Below are 16,367 nucleotides of genomic sequence, written 5' to 3'. Positions count from 1 at the left end.
CGCATCGGGTATTGCAATCATGGAAAATCCCATCATCCGGCTCGAGAACGTCGATAAATGGTTCTCGCAGTTCCACGTCCTGCGCGGCATCGACCTTGCGGTGAAGCAGGGCGAACGCATCGTGGTCTGCGGCCCGTCGGGCTCGGGCAAGTCGACGATGATCCGCTGCATCAACGGCCTCGAGCACTATGAGGGTGGCAGGATCACGGTCGGCGGCGAGACCGTGTCTCAGGGCGACGACAATATCGAGAAGATCCGGCAGCGCGTCGGCATGGTCTTCCAGTCGTTCAACCTGTTCCCGCATCTGTCGATCCTCGACAACCTGACGCTCGGCCCGATCAAGCTCAGGCGCCTGCCGCGCGCCGCGGCGGAAGCCCAGGCCATGGAGCTGCTCGAACGCGTCCATATCGGCCAGCAGGCCCGCAAGTTCCCGAACCAGCTCTCGGGCGGCCAGCAGCAGCGCGTCGCTATCGCCCGGGCGCTCGCCATGGAACCGGACGTCATGCTCTTCGACGAGCCGACTTCCGCACTCGATCCCGAGATGGTCAAGGAGGTCCTGGACGTGATGATCGAGCTCGCCGGCACCGGCATGACGATGATCTGCGTCACCCATGAAATGGGTTTTGCGCGCGCCGTGGCTGACCGGGTCGTCTTCATGGATAACGGCGCCATCGCCGAAGTCGGGACGCCGGACGCCTTCTTCTCTGCGCCGCGAACCGAGCGCGCCCGCCAGTTCATCCAGCAGGTCATTCACTAACCGGCCGGCCCAGCCGCAGCCATCATTCCAGTCCGGAGCCTGAACCCCGTGAGCACGACGCCTTCCGCCGCTTATCCCTATCGCCTGCGCATCCCCGGGCCGATCTCGATCCCCGAGCGCGTGCGCAGTGCCACCGCGCTGCCGATCGTCAACCATCGCGGCGCGCAGATGCGTGTCGTGCTGGGCGAGATCCAGCGCCTGATCAAGCCGCTCTTCGGCACGCAGGCGCCGGTGCTGGTCTTCGGCAGCTCCGGAACCGGCGTGATGGAGGCGAGCCTCGTCAATATTCTCGCTCCCGGCGAGAAAGTGCTGGCGCTGGTCCACGGCCAGTTCAGCGAGCGCTATGCCCAGATCGCGCGGGCACTGGGCGCGCAGGTCGACGTCATCGAGAGCGAATGGGGGCATGCGCCGACCCCGGCGCGGGTCGCCGCCGAGCTCGACAAGGCCGAGTACCGCGCCGTGATCGCTGTCCATAACGAGAGCTCGACCGGTGCGGTGACCGATCTTGCCGGCATCGGCGCGCTCCTGCGCGAGCGCGAGACGCTGTTCCTCGTCGACTCGATCAGCGGGCTCGGCGGCATGGAGCTGCGCCAGGACGAGTGKGGCGTCGACATCGTCGTCACCGGCTCGCAGAAGGCGCTGATGTGCCCGCCCGGCCTCGGCCTCGCCAGCGTCAGCGACAAGGCCCGCAAGGTCATCGAGCGCACCGACCGCTGCCCGCGCTTCTACTGGGACATGCGCAAGGCGCTGGCCGTCGTCGACAACCAGGAGACCGCCTTCACCTGCCCGGTCTCGTTGCTCTTTGGCCTGCACGAGGCGCTGAAGATGATTCACGAGGAGGGGCTGCCGCAGGTCTTCGCGCGGCACGAGCGGCTCTCGGGCGCGCTCCGCGCCGGCTGTGTCGCGCTTGGCCTGCCGGCTTTCGGTGATCCTGCCGTGGCCTCCCAGACCGTTGTCGTCGCGTCGGTGCCCGAGCCCCTGACGGGCGGGGCGATCGTCAAGCACCTCAACGAGACCTACAACACGATGATCGCCGGTGCGCGCAACCGGCTGAGCGGCAGGGTCATCCGCATCGGCACGATGGGCCAGATCAGCGAAGCCGATATCCTGACCGACCTGCATTTTCTCGAACGCACGCTTGTTGCGCTCGGTCACCCCGTCCCCTCAGTCGGTGCCGGCATCACTGCCGCCGCTGCCGCCCTCCGCTAATCCAGCAACGGATCGTATCCATGCCTCATATCTGGGTCGAGTATTCGACCAATCTCGAAGCCAGCGTCGACGTGCCCGCGCTGCTGAAGACCGTGCAGGATGCCCTGATCGGCGACGGCAGCATCTTCCCCTTCGCCGGGGCGCGCACGCGCGGCGTGCCCGTCGCGAACTATCTCATCGTCGACGGTCACCCCGATAACGCGTTCGTGCATGTCCTGCTGCGGATCGCGGCCGGGCGCTCCGAGGCCGACCGCAAGACGGCGGGCAGCCGGGTGTTCGAGGCGGTGAAGGCGCTGCTCGCCCCGGTCAGCGCGTCGCGGCCCCTCGGCATTTCCGTGCAGATGGAAGAGGCCGATGAGACGGTCAATTTCAAGACGAGCAATTACCGCGAGTATTTGAAGCAGCGCGGTATTCCAGAGAAGATGTCGGCCTGAAAAGGGCGACTCGGCAGGCCGGAAAATGGGGCTGGCCAGGCCATTCCTGGCAGCGGGGGGATTGATGAGCGACCGGACGCCAGCCGAGGGCCTGGACCTGCCTGCCGAAACCGGGCAGCCGGCAGCGCGCGTGCGCCTGCGCCATTTCTCCAAATCCCTGCCGATGTCCCTGCTGCGGGCCCGGGAAGCGGTGATGCGCCATTTCCGTGCCAGCCTTCGGCATTTCGGCATKACGGAGCAGCAGTGGCGCGTTCTGCGCGCCCTGACGGCCGTGAACACGATCGAGGTGACGGCGCTGGCGGAGGACACGTTCCTGCTCGCGCCCAGTCTTTCGCGCATCCTGAAGGACCTCGACGAACGCGGCCTCATCCTGCGGCGCACCTCGCAGGCCGATCTGCGCCGGGGGCTCGTCTCGATCTCGCCGCTGGGTCTTGAGCTGATCGAGCGGGCCGGCGTCGAGTCCGAGGCGATCTATCGCGAGATCACGGGACGTTACGGCAGCGAGCGTCTTGCCGAATTGCAAAGCCTGCTTCGGCAGCTCGAAGATTGCCTGGATGGCCTGGACAGCGGCGGATCCCATGGATCAAACCGCCGGCCGGGATAAGCCCGGAGAGGCGCGCTCCCGGCGGGGATGTTCGGGTTCACCTATTTGCCGTCGAACTGCCGGTGGTCCGCCAATACGCGCTCGATCACCTGCCATGATTTGTCCGCATCGCGCTGGTTGCGATCGTGGCCGGCAACCGTGATCAGCGCCTTCCACAGGGCCCAGCCGCGGGCGCGGGCCCAGGTGTCGTCGTCGAGGGAAAGCGCGGCACGGAACATGTCGCGGCTCGCTCCGGTAAACTCCGTCCACGCGATCGCGAGGTCGCAGGCAGGGTCGCCGACCCCCGAACTCCCGAAGTCGATCACGGCAAAGAGCTTGCCATTCCTGATGAGCAGGTTGCCAAGGGCAATATCGCCATGGACCCAGACAGGCGGGCCGCGCCACTGCGAACCGAGCGCGGCGGCCCATACGCTCTCGGCCGCAGCGATGTCGGTGCGGCACCCAAGCGCTGCAAGCGCAGCCCGGGCTTCTGCATCATAGACCGCCAGCCTGCCACCCCGATGAAAATTATGTTGCCCCGCCGCCGGCCCGCCAGTCGCGTCGATGCGCTGAAGGGCGCCGAGAAACCCGGCAAGCGAGCGGGCGAACTGCGTGAGATCGGCAATCGGGTTGGTCGCGGCTGGCTCGCCGTCAAGCCAGCGATAGACGGACCATGGCCACGGGTAGGCCTCCGCTGGAGCGCCCAGGGCAAGTGGCGCGGGGATCGGCAATGGGAGGTGAGGCGCCAGCTTTGGCAGCCAGCGGCGCTCCTTTTCGACCTGAGGCGCATAGGCAGCCGCACTCGGCAGGCGGACCGACATCTGATCGCCCAGACGAAAGGTACGATTGTCCCAGCCGCCCGGCTCGATTGGCTCGATGGGCAGGTCAGCCCATGCGGGGAATTGTGCGGCGATCAATCGTCGAACAAGTCCGGCATCGATCGGGACACAGAGATMATGGTCCTGCTGCGCCATGGCTCTTGCTTACAGTCTGCACCGGGGGCTTTCCAGTCAGCCACGACGGTACAAACGCCTGCAAGGAGAGGGGGCGGGAGCAAACCTGTTTCAGCCAGGTTTGCCGGCTTCGACAGTGAGTTCGACGGCTCCGATGCCGTCCAACGCGAAAGTGTAGGTTTCCGTCTCGGTCGGAAAGCGGGTGGTGACCAGGCTGCCGGTCATGACCACATCGCCGGCACGTAGCGTCCGGCCCTTGGCCGCCAGCGCATTCGCCAGCCAGGCCAGGGGCGAGAAGGGGTGGCCGAGCACGTCCCGTCCGTGGCCGCGGTCGATCTCGACGCCATTGCGGTGGACCACGCCGGTGACCGCATCCAGCGCGGGCCATGCGCTGCGGAATTCGGAGAGGACGATGCCGCCGTTCCAGGAATTGTCGGCGACGAGCGAGAGCACGTCGAGCTCGGCATAGTCGGCGGCGCGGTCGTCGACGATCTCGATTGCGGCGCAGACGCCGCCGACATGGGCAGCGACGGTTTCGGGCGTGAAGGCGGGGCCGCCGACGGGAAGATCGTTCGCTAGGCGCACGGCGATCTCGAATTCGAGACCGATCCGCCCATAGCCGGAGATTGCGACCTTCGCGCCGGAATGGTGCAGCCGGTCGGCCAGGACGACCCCGGCGATCGGCTGGTCGATGCCGCACATCGTCTGCATGCGCTGCGAGGTCAGGCCGATCTTGTAGCCGATCCCGTCACCGAACCGGGTTTGCAGCAGCGAGACATAGCGGTCCTGCACCCTGTAGGCGTCCTCGAGCGAAGCGATGCCGCTCGCCGCCGCGAACGGGCGGAAGCGCACCTGTTCCTCGTGCTCGCGCATCAAGCGCTGCGCCAATCCATTCTCATCGATCATCTCGTTCTCCCCCAGGCCGGTGCTTCTTCGAGCCCCGGCGTCAAATTTCAAATTCTTCGCCACGGCCACGCTAGGTCGCCGCCACGATCTCGGCAAAGCGCCGCACCGCCGGCGGAATGCGCTCGGGCGCGGTATTGCCGAAGCCGAAGATGAACCCCGTCGCCTCCTGGCTCTGCAGCCGGTAGCGGGACAGGGCCGGCACATCGATGCCGCGCTGCCGGGCGGCATCGGTGACCGCGCGGTCGTCGAGCGGGCCGCGCGCATGGGCGGTCAGATGCAACCCCGCCGTCACCTCGGGAATGACCAGCCGATCGCTGAGCGCCTCACGCAGGGCTCCGACGAGGATGGCCGCCCGCTCGCGATACAGAAGCCGCATCCGCCTGACATGCCGGGCCAGCACGCCCCGGCCCATGATATCGGCCACCATCTGCTGCAGCGGCGGCGGCAGATAGCAGGAGAAGACCAGCTTGGCCCGGTAGAACAGCTCGACCAGATCGGGGGGCAGGACCAGATAGGTCAGGCCGAGCGACGGGGAGAAGATCCGGTTGATGTTGCCGATGAAGATGACGCGCTGGTCGGTATCGAGCGACAGCAGGGAAGCCAGGGGCTGGCGGTTGATGCCGATCGGGCTGCTGTAATCATACTCGATCACCCAGGCGTCCCGTGCGCGGGCCCAGGCCAGCAGCGAAAGCCGGCGCGCCATCGGCATCGTCGAGCCGTAGGGAAACTGATTGGTCGGCGAGGCGATCACCATCCGGGCGGTCTCAGTCTCCGCGCTGAAGCGATCGACGCAGAGCCCGTCATGATCGACCGCATGCGGCAGGACGCGGGCACCATTCGCCACGAGCGCGGCGACCCGGGTCGGATAGCCCGGATCCTCGACGATGACGCCGTCGCCTGGGTCGAGCAGCAGCTGGGCGAGAAGGATGAAGGCCTGTGTCGTGCTGGCGACGACCGCGATCTGCTCGGCCGCGCAGGGCACGCCCTCGTATTCGCCGAGATATTTGGCGATCTGCTGACGCAGGGCCGGGAGCCCGAGGCGCTCGCTGAAGCTGAACTGGGGCCAGGGCTCAGAGCCCCAGTATTCGGCGGTGCTGCGGCGGATGTCGCTGAACGGCAATTCGTCGAGCGCCGGGAGCAGGGGGCTGAGATCGTAGCCGAGCTCACGCTCGCTCGGGAGCGGCAGGCCCATCAGCGCGCTGCCACGCCTTGCCAGGATGCGCGGCTGCCGCGGCGGCCCGGCTGGGGCCGGGGCGTCCAGGCGGCGGTGCAGATCCTCCGGCAGGTCGGTCTCGATATAGGTCCCAGCGCCGGTGCGGCCATGCGCATAGCCCTCGTTCTTCAGGCGGGCATAGGCGAGCACGATCGTCGAGCGGGAGACATCGAGTTCGTCCGAGAGCTTTCGCTGCGGTGGCAGCCGTGCTCCGCGGGGGATGGCGCCGGCCACGACCATCGCACGGAGCTGCCCCGCGATCTGGTCGTAGAGCGGTTCCGGCCCGTCCCGCTCCAGCGCCAGCGCATTCCAGAACGGATAGTTGAAGGCCGAATTCATGTCCTGTTGCACCCTTCGCGAGGCCGAAAGCGTGCGCGTCGCCACCTCACCCTTCACCGGGTCGGATTGAGCCGCCCGCAGGCGGCAGGGTCAAGCGGCTCGGCGCAATTGGTCTGTACCATTTGGAAAAATTGGTACTTGAGGCGGCCAGGAGCCGCCGATACCGTCCCTGCCAATCGAGGTCGGACAGAGCCGATCCAGCAATGCAAAGGGGAGGATCACGTGTCTCGACCGGAGGCGAAGACCGTCCTCACCGCGGACGTCATCCACAAGAGCTATGGCGACTTTCCCGTTCTCAAGGGTGTCAGCCTCGCGGCCCGCGAACGGGACGTGATCTGCATGATCGGCGCCAGCGGTTCGGGCAAAAGCACCTTCCTGCGCTGCATCAATCTGCTGGAGACCCCGGAATCCGGCACGATCTCCTTCGAGGGCGAGGAGATCAAGCTCCAGCGCAGCGGAGACCGCCCGCCGGTGCTGAACGCCAGGCAGATCAGCCGAATCCGCAGCCGGATGGGCATGGTGTTCCAGAGCTTCAACCTGTGGAGCCACCTGACCGTGCTCGAGAACGTTACGATCGCGCCGATCAAGGTGCTGGGCGTTGCGAAGGCCGAGGCGATCGAACGTGCCGAGGCGCTGCTGGCGAAGGTCGGGCTGTTCGACAAGCGCTATCATTACCCCGCTCATATTTCCGGCGGCCAGCAGCAGCGCTGCGCCATCGCCCGCGCCCTGGCGATGGAGCCCAAGCTGCTGCTCTTCGACGAGCCGACCTCGGCGCTCGACCCCGAGCTCGTCGGCGAGGTGCTGCGCGTCATGCGCGTTCTCGCGGAGGAGGGGCGGACCATGATCGTCGTGACCCATGAAATGGCGTTCGCCCGCGAGGTCTCGAACGAGGTGCTCTTCCTTCACGAGGGCAAGATCGAGGAGCGCAACAGCCCCGATCAGATCTTCGGCAACCCGATGTCGGAACGGTGCAGGCGCTTTCTGCAGCGCGTTCTTTGAGGAGAAGAACCATKAGAAAGACCGCTCTCGCCCTCCTGTCGGGCGCAGCGCTGCTGCTGGCCGGCACCGCCTTCGCCCGCGAGGTGAAGATCGGCACCGACTGCACCAATCCACCCTTCAACTACCGCACCGCCAGCGGCGAACTGGCGGGTTTTGACGTCGATATCGCCCGTGAGATCGGCAAGCGTGAAGGGTTCGACCTCAAATTCGTCTGCCAGTCGCTCGATGGTGCGCTCCCGGCCCTGACGGCGCGCAAATTCGATCTCATCCTCGCGAGCCTTTCGATCACCGAAGCGCGCCAGAAGAGCATCGATTTCAGCATCCCCTACCGCTCGTCGACCGGCCGGTTCGTTGGCCCGAAATCGTCCACGCTCGCGCCCGTCACCGCCGAGGGGCAGCCCAATCCCAAGGCCCTCGACGGCAAGGTCGTCGGGCTGATCCGCTCCAGCACCTATGACCGCTATTTCACCGAACTGTTCCCCGGCGTGCAGATCTCGCGCTACGAGAACTACGAGACCCTGCTCCTCGACCTCGTCTCCGGCCGCGTCGACCTGATCATGGCCGGGCCGATCAAGATGGAGGGCTTCTTCGAGGACGCCCAGGGCAAGAACTTCAAGTATATCGGCCCTGAACTCGAGAACATCAAATATTTCGGCCCCGGCGTCGGCGTCGGACTGCGCAAAAACGAGCCTGAACTGCTCGACAAGGTCAACAATGCGCTGAAGGGCATGTTCGCCGACGGGACCTTCAAGGCGATCAACCAGAAGTACTGGAAGTTCACGGTGCTCCCCAGCGTCTGGACTCAGTGACGCTCTCCGGGCGGCGCTAGCCGCCGCCCGGCATCGCCCGCGCGGCTGACAAGGCCCAGCGCGACCTCCGCCCCGACAGGACCGATTCATGACGGCAGACCTCTTCCAGGGCTGGGGAACGCAGCTCTTCTGGGGCACGATGGTCACGCTCCAGGTCGCGTTCCTGTCGCTGCTGGCGGGCCTCGCGATCGGCTTGGCGGTTGCGCTCGCCAAGCTCTCCTCGTCGCGGTTCCTGCGCGCGGCGGGTGATTTCTACACGACCTGCGTCCGCGGGACGCCCGAACTGCTCATCATCCTGCTGGTCTATTTCGGCAGCACGGTTGCGCTCTCGGCGATGCTGCGCTGGATCGCGGGACCGGAGGTCTATGTCGAGATCCCGGCGATGGCGGCCGGCGTGTTCGCGCTCAGCCTCGTCTTCGGCGCCTATGCGGCCGAAATCTTCCGGGGCGCTTTTCTCGCCATCCCGCCGGGTCAGATCGAGGCGGCGAAGGCCTTCGGCATGTCGCCGCTGACGCTGTTCATCCATATCMGCATGCCGCTGATGTGGCGCTACGCCCTGCCGAGCCTCGGCAATATCTGGATCTCGCTGATCAAGAACACCTCGCTGATCTCGGTCGTCGGCCTCGAGGAGTTGATGCGCGTCAGCTATCTCGCCACCTCGGTGACGCGCAGCCCGTTCCATTTCTACCTGCTCGCGGCGGTCATCTATCTCACGCTGACCATCATCAATTCCCTCATCATCGAATGTCTCGAGACCCGCGCGAACCGCGGCGTGCGGAGGGTCTGATCATGGACATCTCGCTCATGATCGAGAGCATCCCGCGCCTGCTCGAAGGCGCGGTCGTCACCCTGCAGCTTCTGCTGCTGACCGAGATCATCGGCTTCGTGCTCGCTCTGCCGCTCGGCATTCTCTACGCGAATGGCAGCAGGGGGGTACGGGCGCCGATCTATTGCTTCGTCTATTTCTTTCGCGGCACGCCGCTGCTCGTCCAGATCTTCATCGTCTATTACGGGCTCGCGCAGTTCGAGTTCGTGCGCGAAAGCTTTCTCTGGCCGTATCTGCGCAAGCCCTTCATCTGCGCCCTGCTGGCCTGTGCCCTGCATTCCGCCGCCTATACCGCGAATATCCTGCGCGGCGCGATCCAGGCCGTGCCGGCCGGCGAGATCGAGGCGGCGCGCGCCTGCGGCATGTCGGCCTTCCAGGTCCAGCGGCTGATCGTGCTGCCGATCGCGCTGCGGCTGATGCTGCCGGCCTATAGCAACCAGGCTATCGGCATGTTGAAGGGCACCTCGCTTGCCAGCACGATCACGCTGATGGAGCTGACCGGCGTGGCCAATACCATCGTGGCCGATACGTTCTCGCCCTATGAGATCTTCATCATGGCTGCGCTGATCTATCTCTCGATCACGCTCGTCATCACGCGTTGCTTCAAATTCGCCGAATACAGCCTCAGCAAGCACCAGCGCCCGCTCAAGAGCCGCGCAGCGATCCCCGGACAGGTCAGACATGCCGACTAGCGACATCAGGAATTTCATTGCCTTCGCCCAGGAGCTGGTCGAGGCGAGCGGCGAGATCATCCGCGAGGCGGCAAGGCACAACAACGCCTTCATCCCCAAGGGCGACGACAGCCCCGTCACCGAGATCGACCGGCGCGCCGAGACCGAGATCCGCCGCCGCATCGAAGCGGCCTATCCCGGCCATGGCATCCTCGGCGAGGAGTTCGGTTCGCAGGGAATGGACGAGGATTTTGTCTGGGTCATCGACCCGATCGACGGAACCAAGGCCTTCGTCGCCGGCATCCCGGTCTTCGGCACGCTCGTCGCTCTGACCCATCGTGGCGTCCCGATCCTCGGTGTCATCGACCAGCCGATGACACGGGAACGCTGGGTCGGCGCGGAGGGCTTTCCGACGACGCTGAACGGCGCGCGCGTCACGACCTCGGGCCGGCGCCTCCTGTCGGAAGCGGTGATGTCGACGAGCAATATCGAACTCTATGACGAGGACAGCCTGCCGACCTTCAAGGCCCTGCGCTCCTCCGTCCATTGGTGCGTCTATGGCGGCAGTTGCTATTCCTATGGACGGCTGGCCTCCGGGGCGATCGACATCGCCATCGACCGCTTCGAGAATCCGCATGACTACCTCGCCCATGTCGCCGTGATCACCCATGCCGGCGGCGTCATGACGGATTGGGACGGCGCGCCGCTGACGATCCGCTCGGGCGGGCATTGTCTGGCCGCGGCAAACTCCGCCCTGCACGCAGCCGCGTTGGGCCGGATCGCACCCTCGCACCGAACCCTGCCGGCCGCCTGACACAGCGAGCGATGCCGCATTCCAAACCTGTGTTCGGCCAGGGCTCACGCAGCCGCACCGGGCGCAGCACTCACAATCCCCAGTCGAGACTTCGCCATGCATGACCGCACGCGTTCCAGGAGCCATATCGTCGAGTGCATGAAGGAGGCTGCCCGGATCGGCGGCGCATCGCTCGCCGGGAATTTCGCCCGCCTCGCCGCCCTGCCGATCCTGGAGAAGGGGCCGTCGGATTTCGTCTCTGCCGCGGATATCGAATCCGAACGGCTGATCATCGCGCATCTCGGGGACACGCTGCCCGATATCGCGGTGCTCGGCGAAGAGAGCGGCGCATCCCCAGGCGCCAGTGACGGTCGCAGGATCGTCATCGATCCCCTCGACGGCACCAACAACTTCCTGCACGGCATCCCGCAGTTTTCCGTGTCGCTCGCCCTGATGGAGGGCGACGAGGTGACAGCGGGCGTCACCTATCATCCGCTCAGCCACGACATGTTCTGGGCCGCGAAAGGAGAGGGCGCCTTTCTCGGCGACCAGCGCCTCACGGGCTCGAAGCGCAACTCGCTCGCCCATGCCGTCGTCGGCACCTGTTTCCCCTATCATGGCAAGGGCGACACGGAAAAAGCCGCGCGTGAAATGGCAGCCATCATGCCGCAGGTTTCAGGGATCAGGAGTCCGGGCTCCGCCGCCCTCGAGATCGCCTACGTCGCAGAAGGGCGCTTCGACGGGTTCTGGACCTCGGGCGCCAAGCTCGATCTCTGGGACCTCGCTGCGGGCGTGATCATCGCCCGCGAAGCCGGCTGCATCGCGACGGAAATCGATGGCGAGGGCGACCCGCTGCACTGCCGCAGCCTTGTCGTCGCCCCGCGCCAGTTTCACAGCCTCTTCATCGACATCTTCCGGACCGCCTCTGCCACGAACGCTATTTGCGAGGCCCGCCCGCGATAGCGTGCTTGGCGGTCCTTGGGGCCTCAGAACTCGATCGACGCACCGATGATCGGCCCGTGCTGAGTGACCTTCCACTGGAAGCCGCCATCCCGGTAGTCCTGGTGCAGGACGCGGTAGCCGGTGCGAACCATGGTCTTGTAGCCCGCCAGCGTGGTGCGGTAGCCGAGAAGCGCCTGTCCGTTGAGGCTCAGCCGCGAGCCGACGCCGAAGCCGCCGGCATCGCCTTCCATGAAGAGGTTCCAGCGGTCGGTCAGGTCGAGATTCAGCCTCGCCCCCACGAAGGGGTCGAGCCAGCTCTCGCTGTCGGAAACATGCAGCCCGGCGACCCGGATGCGGCCCGTCAGGCGCGTCCAGCGGGCGCCCGCCGTCGGTTCCAGTGCAAAGACGCGGGGTGCGCCGAACACGGTATTGCCGCCGAGTTCGGACTGATAGACGCGGTAGAACACGCCGGCGCTGACCAGATAGGACTTCATGCCGGTGCCGATGTTGAGGGAGGCAATCTTTTCGTCGCTGGAGACATCGACATACTCGCCATTGACATAGGCGCCGAAGGCGCCGCGGCGGATCTCGAGATTGCCCATCAGCCCGAGGTCGAGATTCTTCAGGGTGTCGCGGAACGGGACGTCGACATGCCGGTGTATCCCGAGCACGGCCGCATCCCCGTTGAGCGAGGCCGCCCAGAGATAGGGGCTGAGGGTGACCGACCAGTCGCTCTGGGCGAGGGGGGCGCCTGCCTGCGCGATGCGGACAKGGGTGAGATCGGCTGCCGCAGCAGGCGCCGCCGCCGCAAGCAGGGCGGCCGCGCCGATCATGGCTCTGGTCCGGCGGGAGCGATGCCGCTTGCCGGATGTCGCTGACGTCATGGTGCTGTGGCCCCCCGGCCCTGGCGATATCGATGAGATGCGGATGAAGGCTGTGCGCCGCGGCAAGGCGGCCGGACGGCCATGGCCGCCGGCGTCTGGCTGGACGCGATCACTGATCAGGGTTTGGCGAAAGGCAGGGCGGGAGGCGTCATCGCCGGCACCAGCGCCGCGCTGACGATCGTCTTGGCGTCGAGGTCGAAGCTCTTCAGGTCGATGCCGCGCAGGACCGGATCCTCATAGGTCTTGACGTAGTAGACCCGGTTCACGAGGTCGGCCACCGTCGACCATTGCGTGTATTCCAGCGGCTCCCTGGGCTTGTCTCCCTGGCCCTTGTCTTGCAGCCTGATCCAGCCCTTCGGAATATCGAAATTATTGACGATATGCTCTGCCAGCCGGACGCTTTCCGGGCCGCTCGGCTTGCGTTCGACGGACATCGTATAGCCGAGCGCCCGCAGGAAACGCGATGGCGGCGTCGKATCTCCGGGAATGCCGAGCATGCCCGAGCCCTGGCCGAGCGGCGCGAAGGACTGCTCGCCGACCTTCAGCGGCGGCGCGTTGACGGGCGACAGCTTCACATAATTCCTGAGATTGGTGAGGTGCCAGTCGAAGGATGGCGCGTTGGTCATCACGCCGAGCGGGTTGTCATAGACCTTGAGCTTGCCATCGACCGGCTCGATCACCAGCGAGGCCCCGGAGGCATCGTGCAAGGTGTAATGCACTGGCGGCGCGATCTTCATCGCCTCCTGCACGACATGGATGACGGCGACGTCGCCGATCGCCGCCTTGACCTCTGCGACCGTCGCGAAACTGGTCAGAGCCCAGGTGAGCAGGTCCCATGGCGCGAGGGATTTGGCCGGGTCGGTCTTCGCCGGGTCGGCGTAGCCGGCATAATCCGGGAAATAGAGAATGCCGCCGGAGAGGCCCTTCTCGTTCATGCCGTCGACCAGGGCGGAGACGCCGAGCGCATTGAGCCCGACGGCCGCATATTTGCCGGTCCAGCTCATCGCCGGTTTTCCGCCCGGCCCGGTCGAAGCCAGCTTGTAGTTGCGCGGGATCACCATCGCGCGCGACTCGAGCTCGAACCCGAACTCCATGGTGCGGCCATAGACGGCGCCGTCATCGGTCGTCCGGATCAGGAAGCTCGTGCAGGCGAGCACGGACTGGGGTGTCGCCAGCATCGCCGCGACCAGTGTGGCGGCTGCGGCGCGCTTGGCGTGGTGCCATGGGGACGATGCACGAAGAAGCATGGGTCCTCCTCTCGGGTTCGTTTAGTTCAGGGGAGGGCTCACCAGCTCATGCGGAAGCCGGCGCGTCCGCTGAGTTCGTGGCTGTCGGCGAACTGGGCGAGGCTCGTCCTGACGGAGGCTTCGCCATAGAGCGAGTAGCGGCCCCAATCATATTTCGCGCCGAGGCCGACCCCGCCCCAGAGCCGCTCCTCGGCGCTGCTGAAGCGCGTGCCGGCGACGCTGGCCGTGGTGTCGTCGAGGAACTCGTAGGAGAGGTTGGCGATGCCGTAGAGCGTGGTGCTGACGAGCTGTCCGGCGCTGTCGCGCCAGATGCTGCGATAGTCCGCCGCGAGCCCGAGGCGGCCCTTCAGGCTGTCGCCATCCCCGAGCGAGACGCGGGCGCCGAACGGATCGGTAAAGCTGTCGCCAGTGACCCTGGAATAGATCAGTTGCGCCTGCGGCGTCAGCGACCAGGCGCCGTTCAGCGCGATCCGCTGGCCGAGCTCCAGGCCGAAGGCATAGCCGAACCCGCCCGTGCCGTCGGCGAGCCGGCGCCCGAGCGTGGTCGAGCTGAGATCGCTGTCGAACCAGCTCGCCTGGGCCTGGGCATCGGCATAGAGCCCGCTCTCGCCATACCAGGTCAGCGTGCCGCCAAAGCCGGTGCCGCTGGTCGCAATCTTGCCGCGGCCGAAGACCGAGGCGATATCGGCCGTGGCCCCGCCGTGATGCGCGGTCAGGCCGCCGACCAGCGTGCCGGCGCCGTTCGCCAGAAGCTGTCCCTCGAGCCCGGCCTGGAGCCGCCAGCTGTCGATCTCGTAGGAGGTGCCGCTGGTCGAGAGCCTGGGCGTGATCCGGCTATGGGCGCCCTCGATCCGGGCCCAGATCGCCTGGCTCTCGGGCGTACCCGCCGGGGCCGTGCCGTCGCCATGCATGCGGTCGCCGACGCGCTGGCGCAGCGTCGGCAGGCCGTTCAGGCTTTGCAGCACCTGGCCATAGGCCTCGTAGACCGGCACGCCGGGCTGCAGGATCGGCACGGTGCGCGCCGGGCTGCCGACTGGCGCCGCCGCGGCTGCCGGCGGGACATAGGCCGAGCGCAGATACCAATCGCCGTCGTTGGGCGTGCTGACGCCGTTGTGCTGCAGCGTATAGGCGTAGGCGCCTGCAATCAGGGCGGGCTGCCCCTGGAAGGCATAGTCGCCATTGGCGAGGGTGAAGCTGCCATTCGAGGCGCCGCCGACATCGACGATCTTGATGCCCTCGACGGTCGGTGCGCCAGTCCCGCCCTGGTTCAGCACGTTGACCAGCGTCGATCCGGCGCTGCTGCCGGTGATGACCAGCCGGTCGGAAGGCGAGGCATCGCCGCCGAGCACCGTCTCGATCTCGAGCCTGCCGCCATTGCCGCGATAATTGCCATTGATGGTCAGCGTGCCGATCGAGTTACCGGGCGCGATCGTGCCGCCGGCTGCGTTCATCGTGGTGCCGACCGTGCCGATGCCCTGCAGCCGGCCGCCCTGCACCGCCAGCGTGCCGCCGAGGATGCCATTCACCGAGAGCGCGCCTGCCTGGATCGTGGTGGCGCCGCCGAAGCCCGAGCTGTCGCCCGTGAGGTTTGCGTGGCCAGCGGCGAGAACCAGCGCTCCCGTTCCCTCGAAGCGGCCGGCGAACGTGTCGGCGGCGGCGGTCAGGGTCAGAGTCTGCGCCCCGGTCGCGACCACGCCGCTGCCCGAAAGCGTCCTGATCGAGGCGCCGGCCGCGGTTCCGGAGATGTCGAACACGCCGTTGTTGCGCACGCCGCTGGACGCGGCGATGCTGCCCGCACCGGTGAGGGCGAGCCTGCCCGACTGGATCGTCGTCGCGCCCGTAAAGCTGTTGGCTCCGGTCAGCGTCAGCGAGCCGGCCCCGAGCTTGGTGAGTGGCCCGCCACCGAGCGCCTGGCCGACGGCAAAATTGTTGCTGGCATCGGCGATGTCGAAGCCGCCGCCATTGGCGCCCCAGTTGATGGTGCGCCCGGTGCTGTTGAAGCCGGTGCCGGTGATCTGCAGCACGCCACCATTGATGGACAGTGCTCCCGCGACACTGCCGAGATTGGCGTCCGAGGACATCGACAGCGTGCCGCCGTTGAGGACCGTCCCGCCAGAATAGGTGTTGGCTGCGATGAGATAGACCGTGCCGGCGCCGGTCACGACGAGGCCGCCCGTGCCGGAGATCGGGTTGTTCAGGTAGAAGGCATTGCCGCTCTGCACCGGGTTCAGCGTCAGGGTCTGCGCGCCGAGATTGAGGGCGGCCGCCCCGGATTTGGAAAGCTGGCTGATGCTGCCGCTCTGGCTGTCGATCCGCCATTCCTGGCTGCCTGTCAGCGTAATCCTCTCGCTGAGCGTGATCGCCTGATTGACCTGGCTGACCACGCCCAGCCCGTCGATACCGCCGATACTGACGAGACCGTTCGTCGACACTGGGGTATTGACGAAGCCAAACCCGGTATAGGGAGCCAGGAACACGATCTGTCCGACACTGCGTGCGCTGCCCCAGGTGTAGGTGGATCCGGTTCCCGCCAGGTCGAAGATCGCCCGGTCGTTGGGGCCTGGTATGCCGACGCCCCACTGGGTGCCTCCAAACTGACCCCACAGGGCGTCGCTGGACGCAACGTAGTGATAATCCGCTGCCGAAGCCGCCGAGGCCGCCGTCAGCGCGAGAATGATCGCCGTTGCGCTGGCACTCCGCTTGAGCCCCGGCAATGCGGAATGTCCAGACATGATTCCCGATGGCTGGATGGTCAATTCGATAGGCATAGGCCACTCCGAAGCCGGGGGCCTCATCCCCCGG

16 protein-coding genes are annotated in these 16,367 nt (G+C 66.4%); 10 read left to right on the top strand and 6 right to left on the bottom strand.

Annotated features, from left to right (window positions below):
- Window positions 1–19 precede the first annotated feature (19 nt).
- From AC1DIO_RS04680 to hpaR, 4 genes are all read left to right on the top strand, one after another.
- Entirely contained in the window at window positions 20–757 is a 738-nt protein-coding gene (locus AC1DIO_RS04680) for an amino acid ABC transporter ATP-binding protein (RefSeq protein ID WP_441488566.1), read from the top strand.
- 48 nt (window positions 758–805) lie between these two features.
- On the top strand, window positions 806–1,966 hold the full coding sequence (locus AC1DIO_RS04675) for a pyridoxal-phosphate-dependent aminotransferase family protein (protein WP_476853170.1): 1,161 nt from the start codon (window positions 806–808) through the stop codon (window positions 1,964–1,966).
- Window positions 1,967–1,986: 20 nt separating this feature from the next.
- A complete protein-coding gene (locus tag AC1DIO_RS04670; RefSeq protein WP_441488564.1) occupies window positions 1,987–2,400 on the top strand; it encodes a 5-carboxymethyl-2-hydroxymuconate Delta-isomerase in 414 nt (137 codons plus the stop codon).
- Between the two features lie 64 nt (window positions 2,401–2,464).
- Window positions 2,465–3,004 (top strand): homoprotocatechuate degradation operon regulator HpaR, encoded by a 540-nt coding sequence (gene hpaR / locus AC1DIO_RS04665; RefSeq protein WP_476853169.1) that lies wholly within the window; start codon window positions 2,465–2,467, stop codon window positions 3,002–3,004.
- A 41-nt stretch (window positions 3,005–3,045) separates the two neighbouring features.
- On the opposite strand, the gene AC1DIO_RS04660 is transcribed toward hpaR, so the two are convergent.
- The 3 genes from AC1DIO_RS04660 to pdxR form a co-directional block, all read right to left on the bottom strand.
- On the bottom strand, window positions 3,046–3,957 hold the full coding sequence (locus AC1DIO_RS04660; protein WP_476853168.1) for an aminoglycoside phosphotransferase family protein: 912 nt from the start codon (window positions 3,955–3,957) through the stop codon (window positions 3,046–3,048).
- 90 nt (window positions 3,958–4,047) lie between these two features.
- The gene (locus AC1DIO_RS04655; protein WP_441504664.1) at window positions 4,048–4,842 is read right to left on the bottom strand and encodes a 2-keto-4-pentenoate hydratase; all 795 of its coding nucleotides are present in this window, start codon (window positions 4,840–4,842) and stop codon (window positions 4,048–4,050) included.
- Between the two features lie 70 nt (window positions 4,843–4,912).
- Window positions 4,913–6,394: a MocR-like pyridoxine biosynthesis transcription factor PdxR gene (gene pdxR, locus AC1DIO_RS04650; RefSeq protein ID WP_441504663.1), complete on the bottom strand. Its 1,482-nt coding sequence runs from the start codon at window positions 6,392–6,394 to the stop codon at window positions 4,913–4,915.
- 222 nt (window positions 6,395–6,616) lie between these two features.
- Between pdxR and AC1DIO_RS04645 the strand changes: the two genes are divergently transcribed.
- From AC1DIO_RS04645 to AC1DIO_RS04620, 6 genes are all read left to right on the top strand, one after another.
- Window positions 6,617–7,393, top strand: a complete 777-nt coding sequence (locus AC1DIO_RS04645; protein WP_441504662.1) for an ABC transporter ATP-binding protein — start codon at window positions 6,617–6,619, stop codon at window positions 7,391–7,393.
- Window positions 7,390–8,202: a transporter substrate-binding domain-containing protein gene (locus AC1DIO_RS04640; RefSeq protein WP_476853167.1), complete on the top strand. Its 813-nt coding sequence runs from the start codon at window positions 7,390–7,392 to the stop codon at window positions 8,200–8,202. Before AC1DIO_RS04645 ends, AC1DIO_RS04640 begins: the two co-directional genes overlap by 4 nt.
- 88 nt (window positions 8,203–8,290) lie before the next feature.
- Window positions 8,291–8,989, top strand: coding sequence for an ABC transporter permease (locus AC1DIO_RS04635; RefSeq protein WP_476853166.1), 699 nt, complete (start codon window positions 8,291–8,293; stop codon window positions 8,987–8,989).
- A gap of 2 nt (window positions 8,990–8,991) precedes the next feature.
- Window positions 8,992–9,720: an ABC transporter permease gene (locus AC1DIO_RS04630; RefSeq protein ID WP_441504659.1), complete on the top strand. Its 729-nt coding sequence runs from the start codon at window positions 8,992–8,994 to the stop codon at window positions 9,718–9,720.
- Entirely contained in the window at window positions 9,710–10,513 is an 804-nt protein-coding gene (locus AC1DIO_RS04625) for an inositol monophosphatase family protein (protein ID WP_441504658.1), read from the top strand. The genes AC1DIO_RS04630 and AC1DIO_RS04625 overlap by 11 nt, the downstream gene beginning before the upstream one ends.
- A 96-nt stretch (window positions 10,514–10,609) precedes the next feature.
- Window positions 10,610–11,455, top strand: coding sequence for an inositol monophosphatase family protein (locus tag AC1DIO_RS04620; RefSeq protein WP_441504657.1), 846 nt, complete (start codon window positions 10,610–10,612; stop codon window positions 11,453–11,455).
- A 23-nt stretch (window positions 11,456–11,478) separates the two neighbouring features.
- On the opposite strand, the gene AC1DIO_RS04615 is transcribed toward AC1DIO_RS04620, so the two are convergent.
- From AC1DIO_RS04615 to AC1DIO_RS04605, 3 genes are all read right to left on the bottom strand, one after another.
- On the bottom strand, window positions 11,479–12,267 hold the full coding sequence (locus AC1DIO_RS04615) for a hypothetical protein (RefSeq protein ID WP_476853165.1): 789 nt from the start codon (window positions 12,265–12,267) through the stop codon (window positions 11,479–11,481).
- 167 nt (window positions 12,268–12,434) lie between these two features.
- A complete protein-coding gene (locus tag AC1DIO_RS04610; protein WP_476853164.1) occupies window positions 12,435–13,565 on the bottom strand; it encodes a linear amide C-N hydrolase in 1,131 nt (376 codons plus the stop codon).
- Window positions 13,566–13,603: 38 nt separating this feature from the next.
- Complete coding sequence (locus AC1DIO_RS04605) at window positions 13,604–16,333, bottom strand: autotransporter family protein (RefSeq protein ID WP_441504654.1); 2,730 nt, start codon at window positions 16,331–16,333, stop codon at window positions 13,604–13,606.
- Between the last annotated feature and the right edge of the window lie 34 nt (window positions 16,334–16,367).

The organism is Allobosea sp. 05T439, assembly GCF_056396005.1.
The sequence above is the reverse complement of the archived record's forward strand: the minus strand, read 5'-3'. Positions and strand labels throughout refer to the sequence as shown.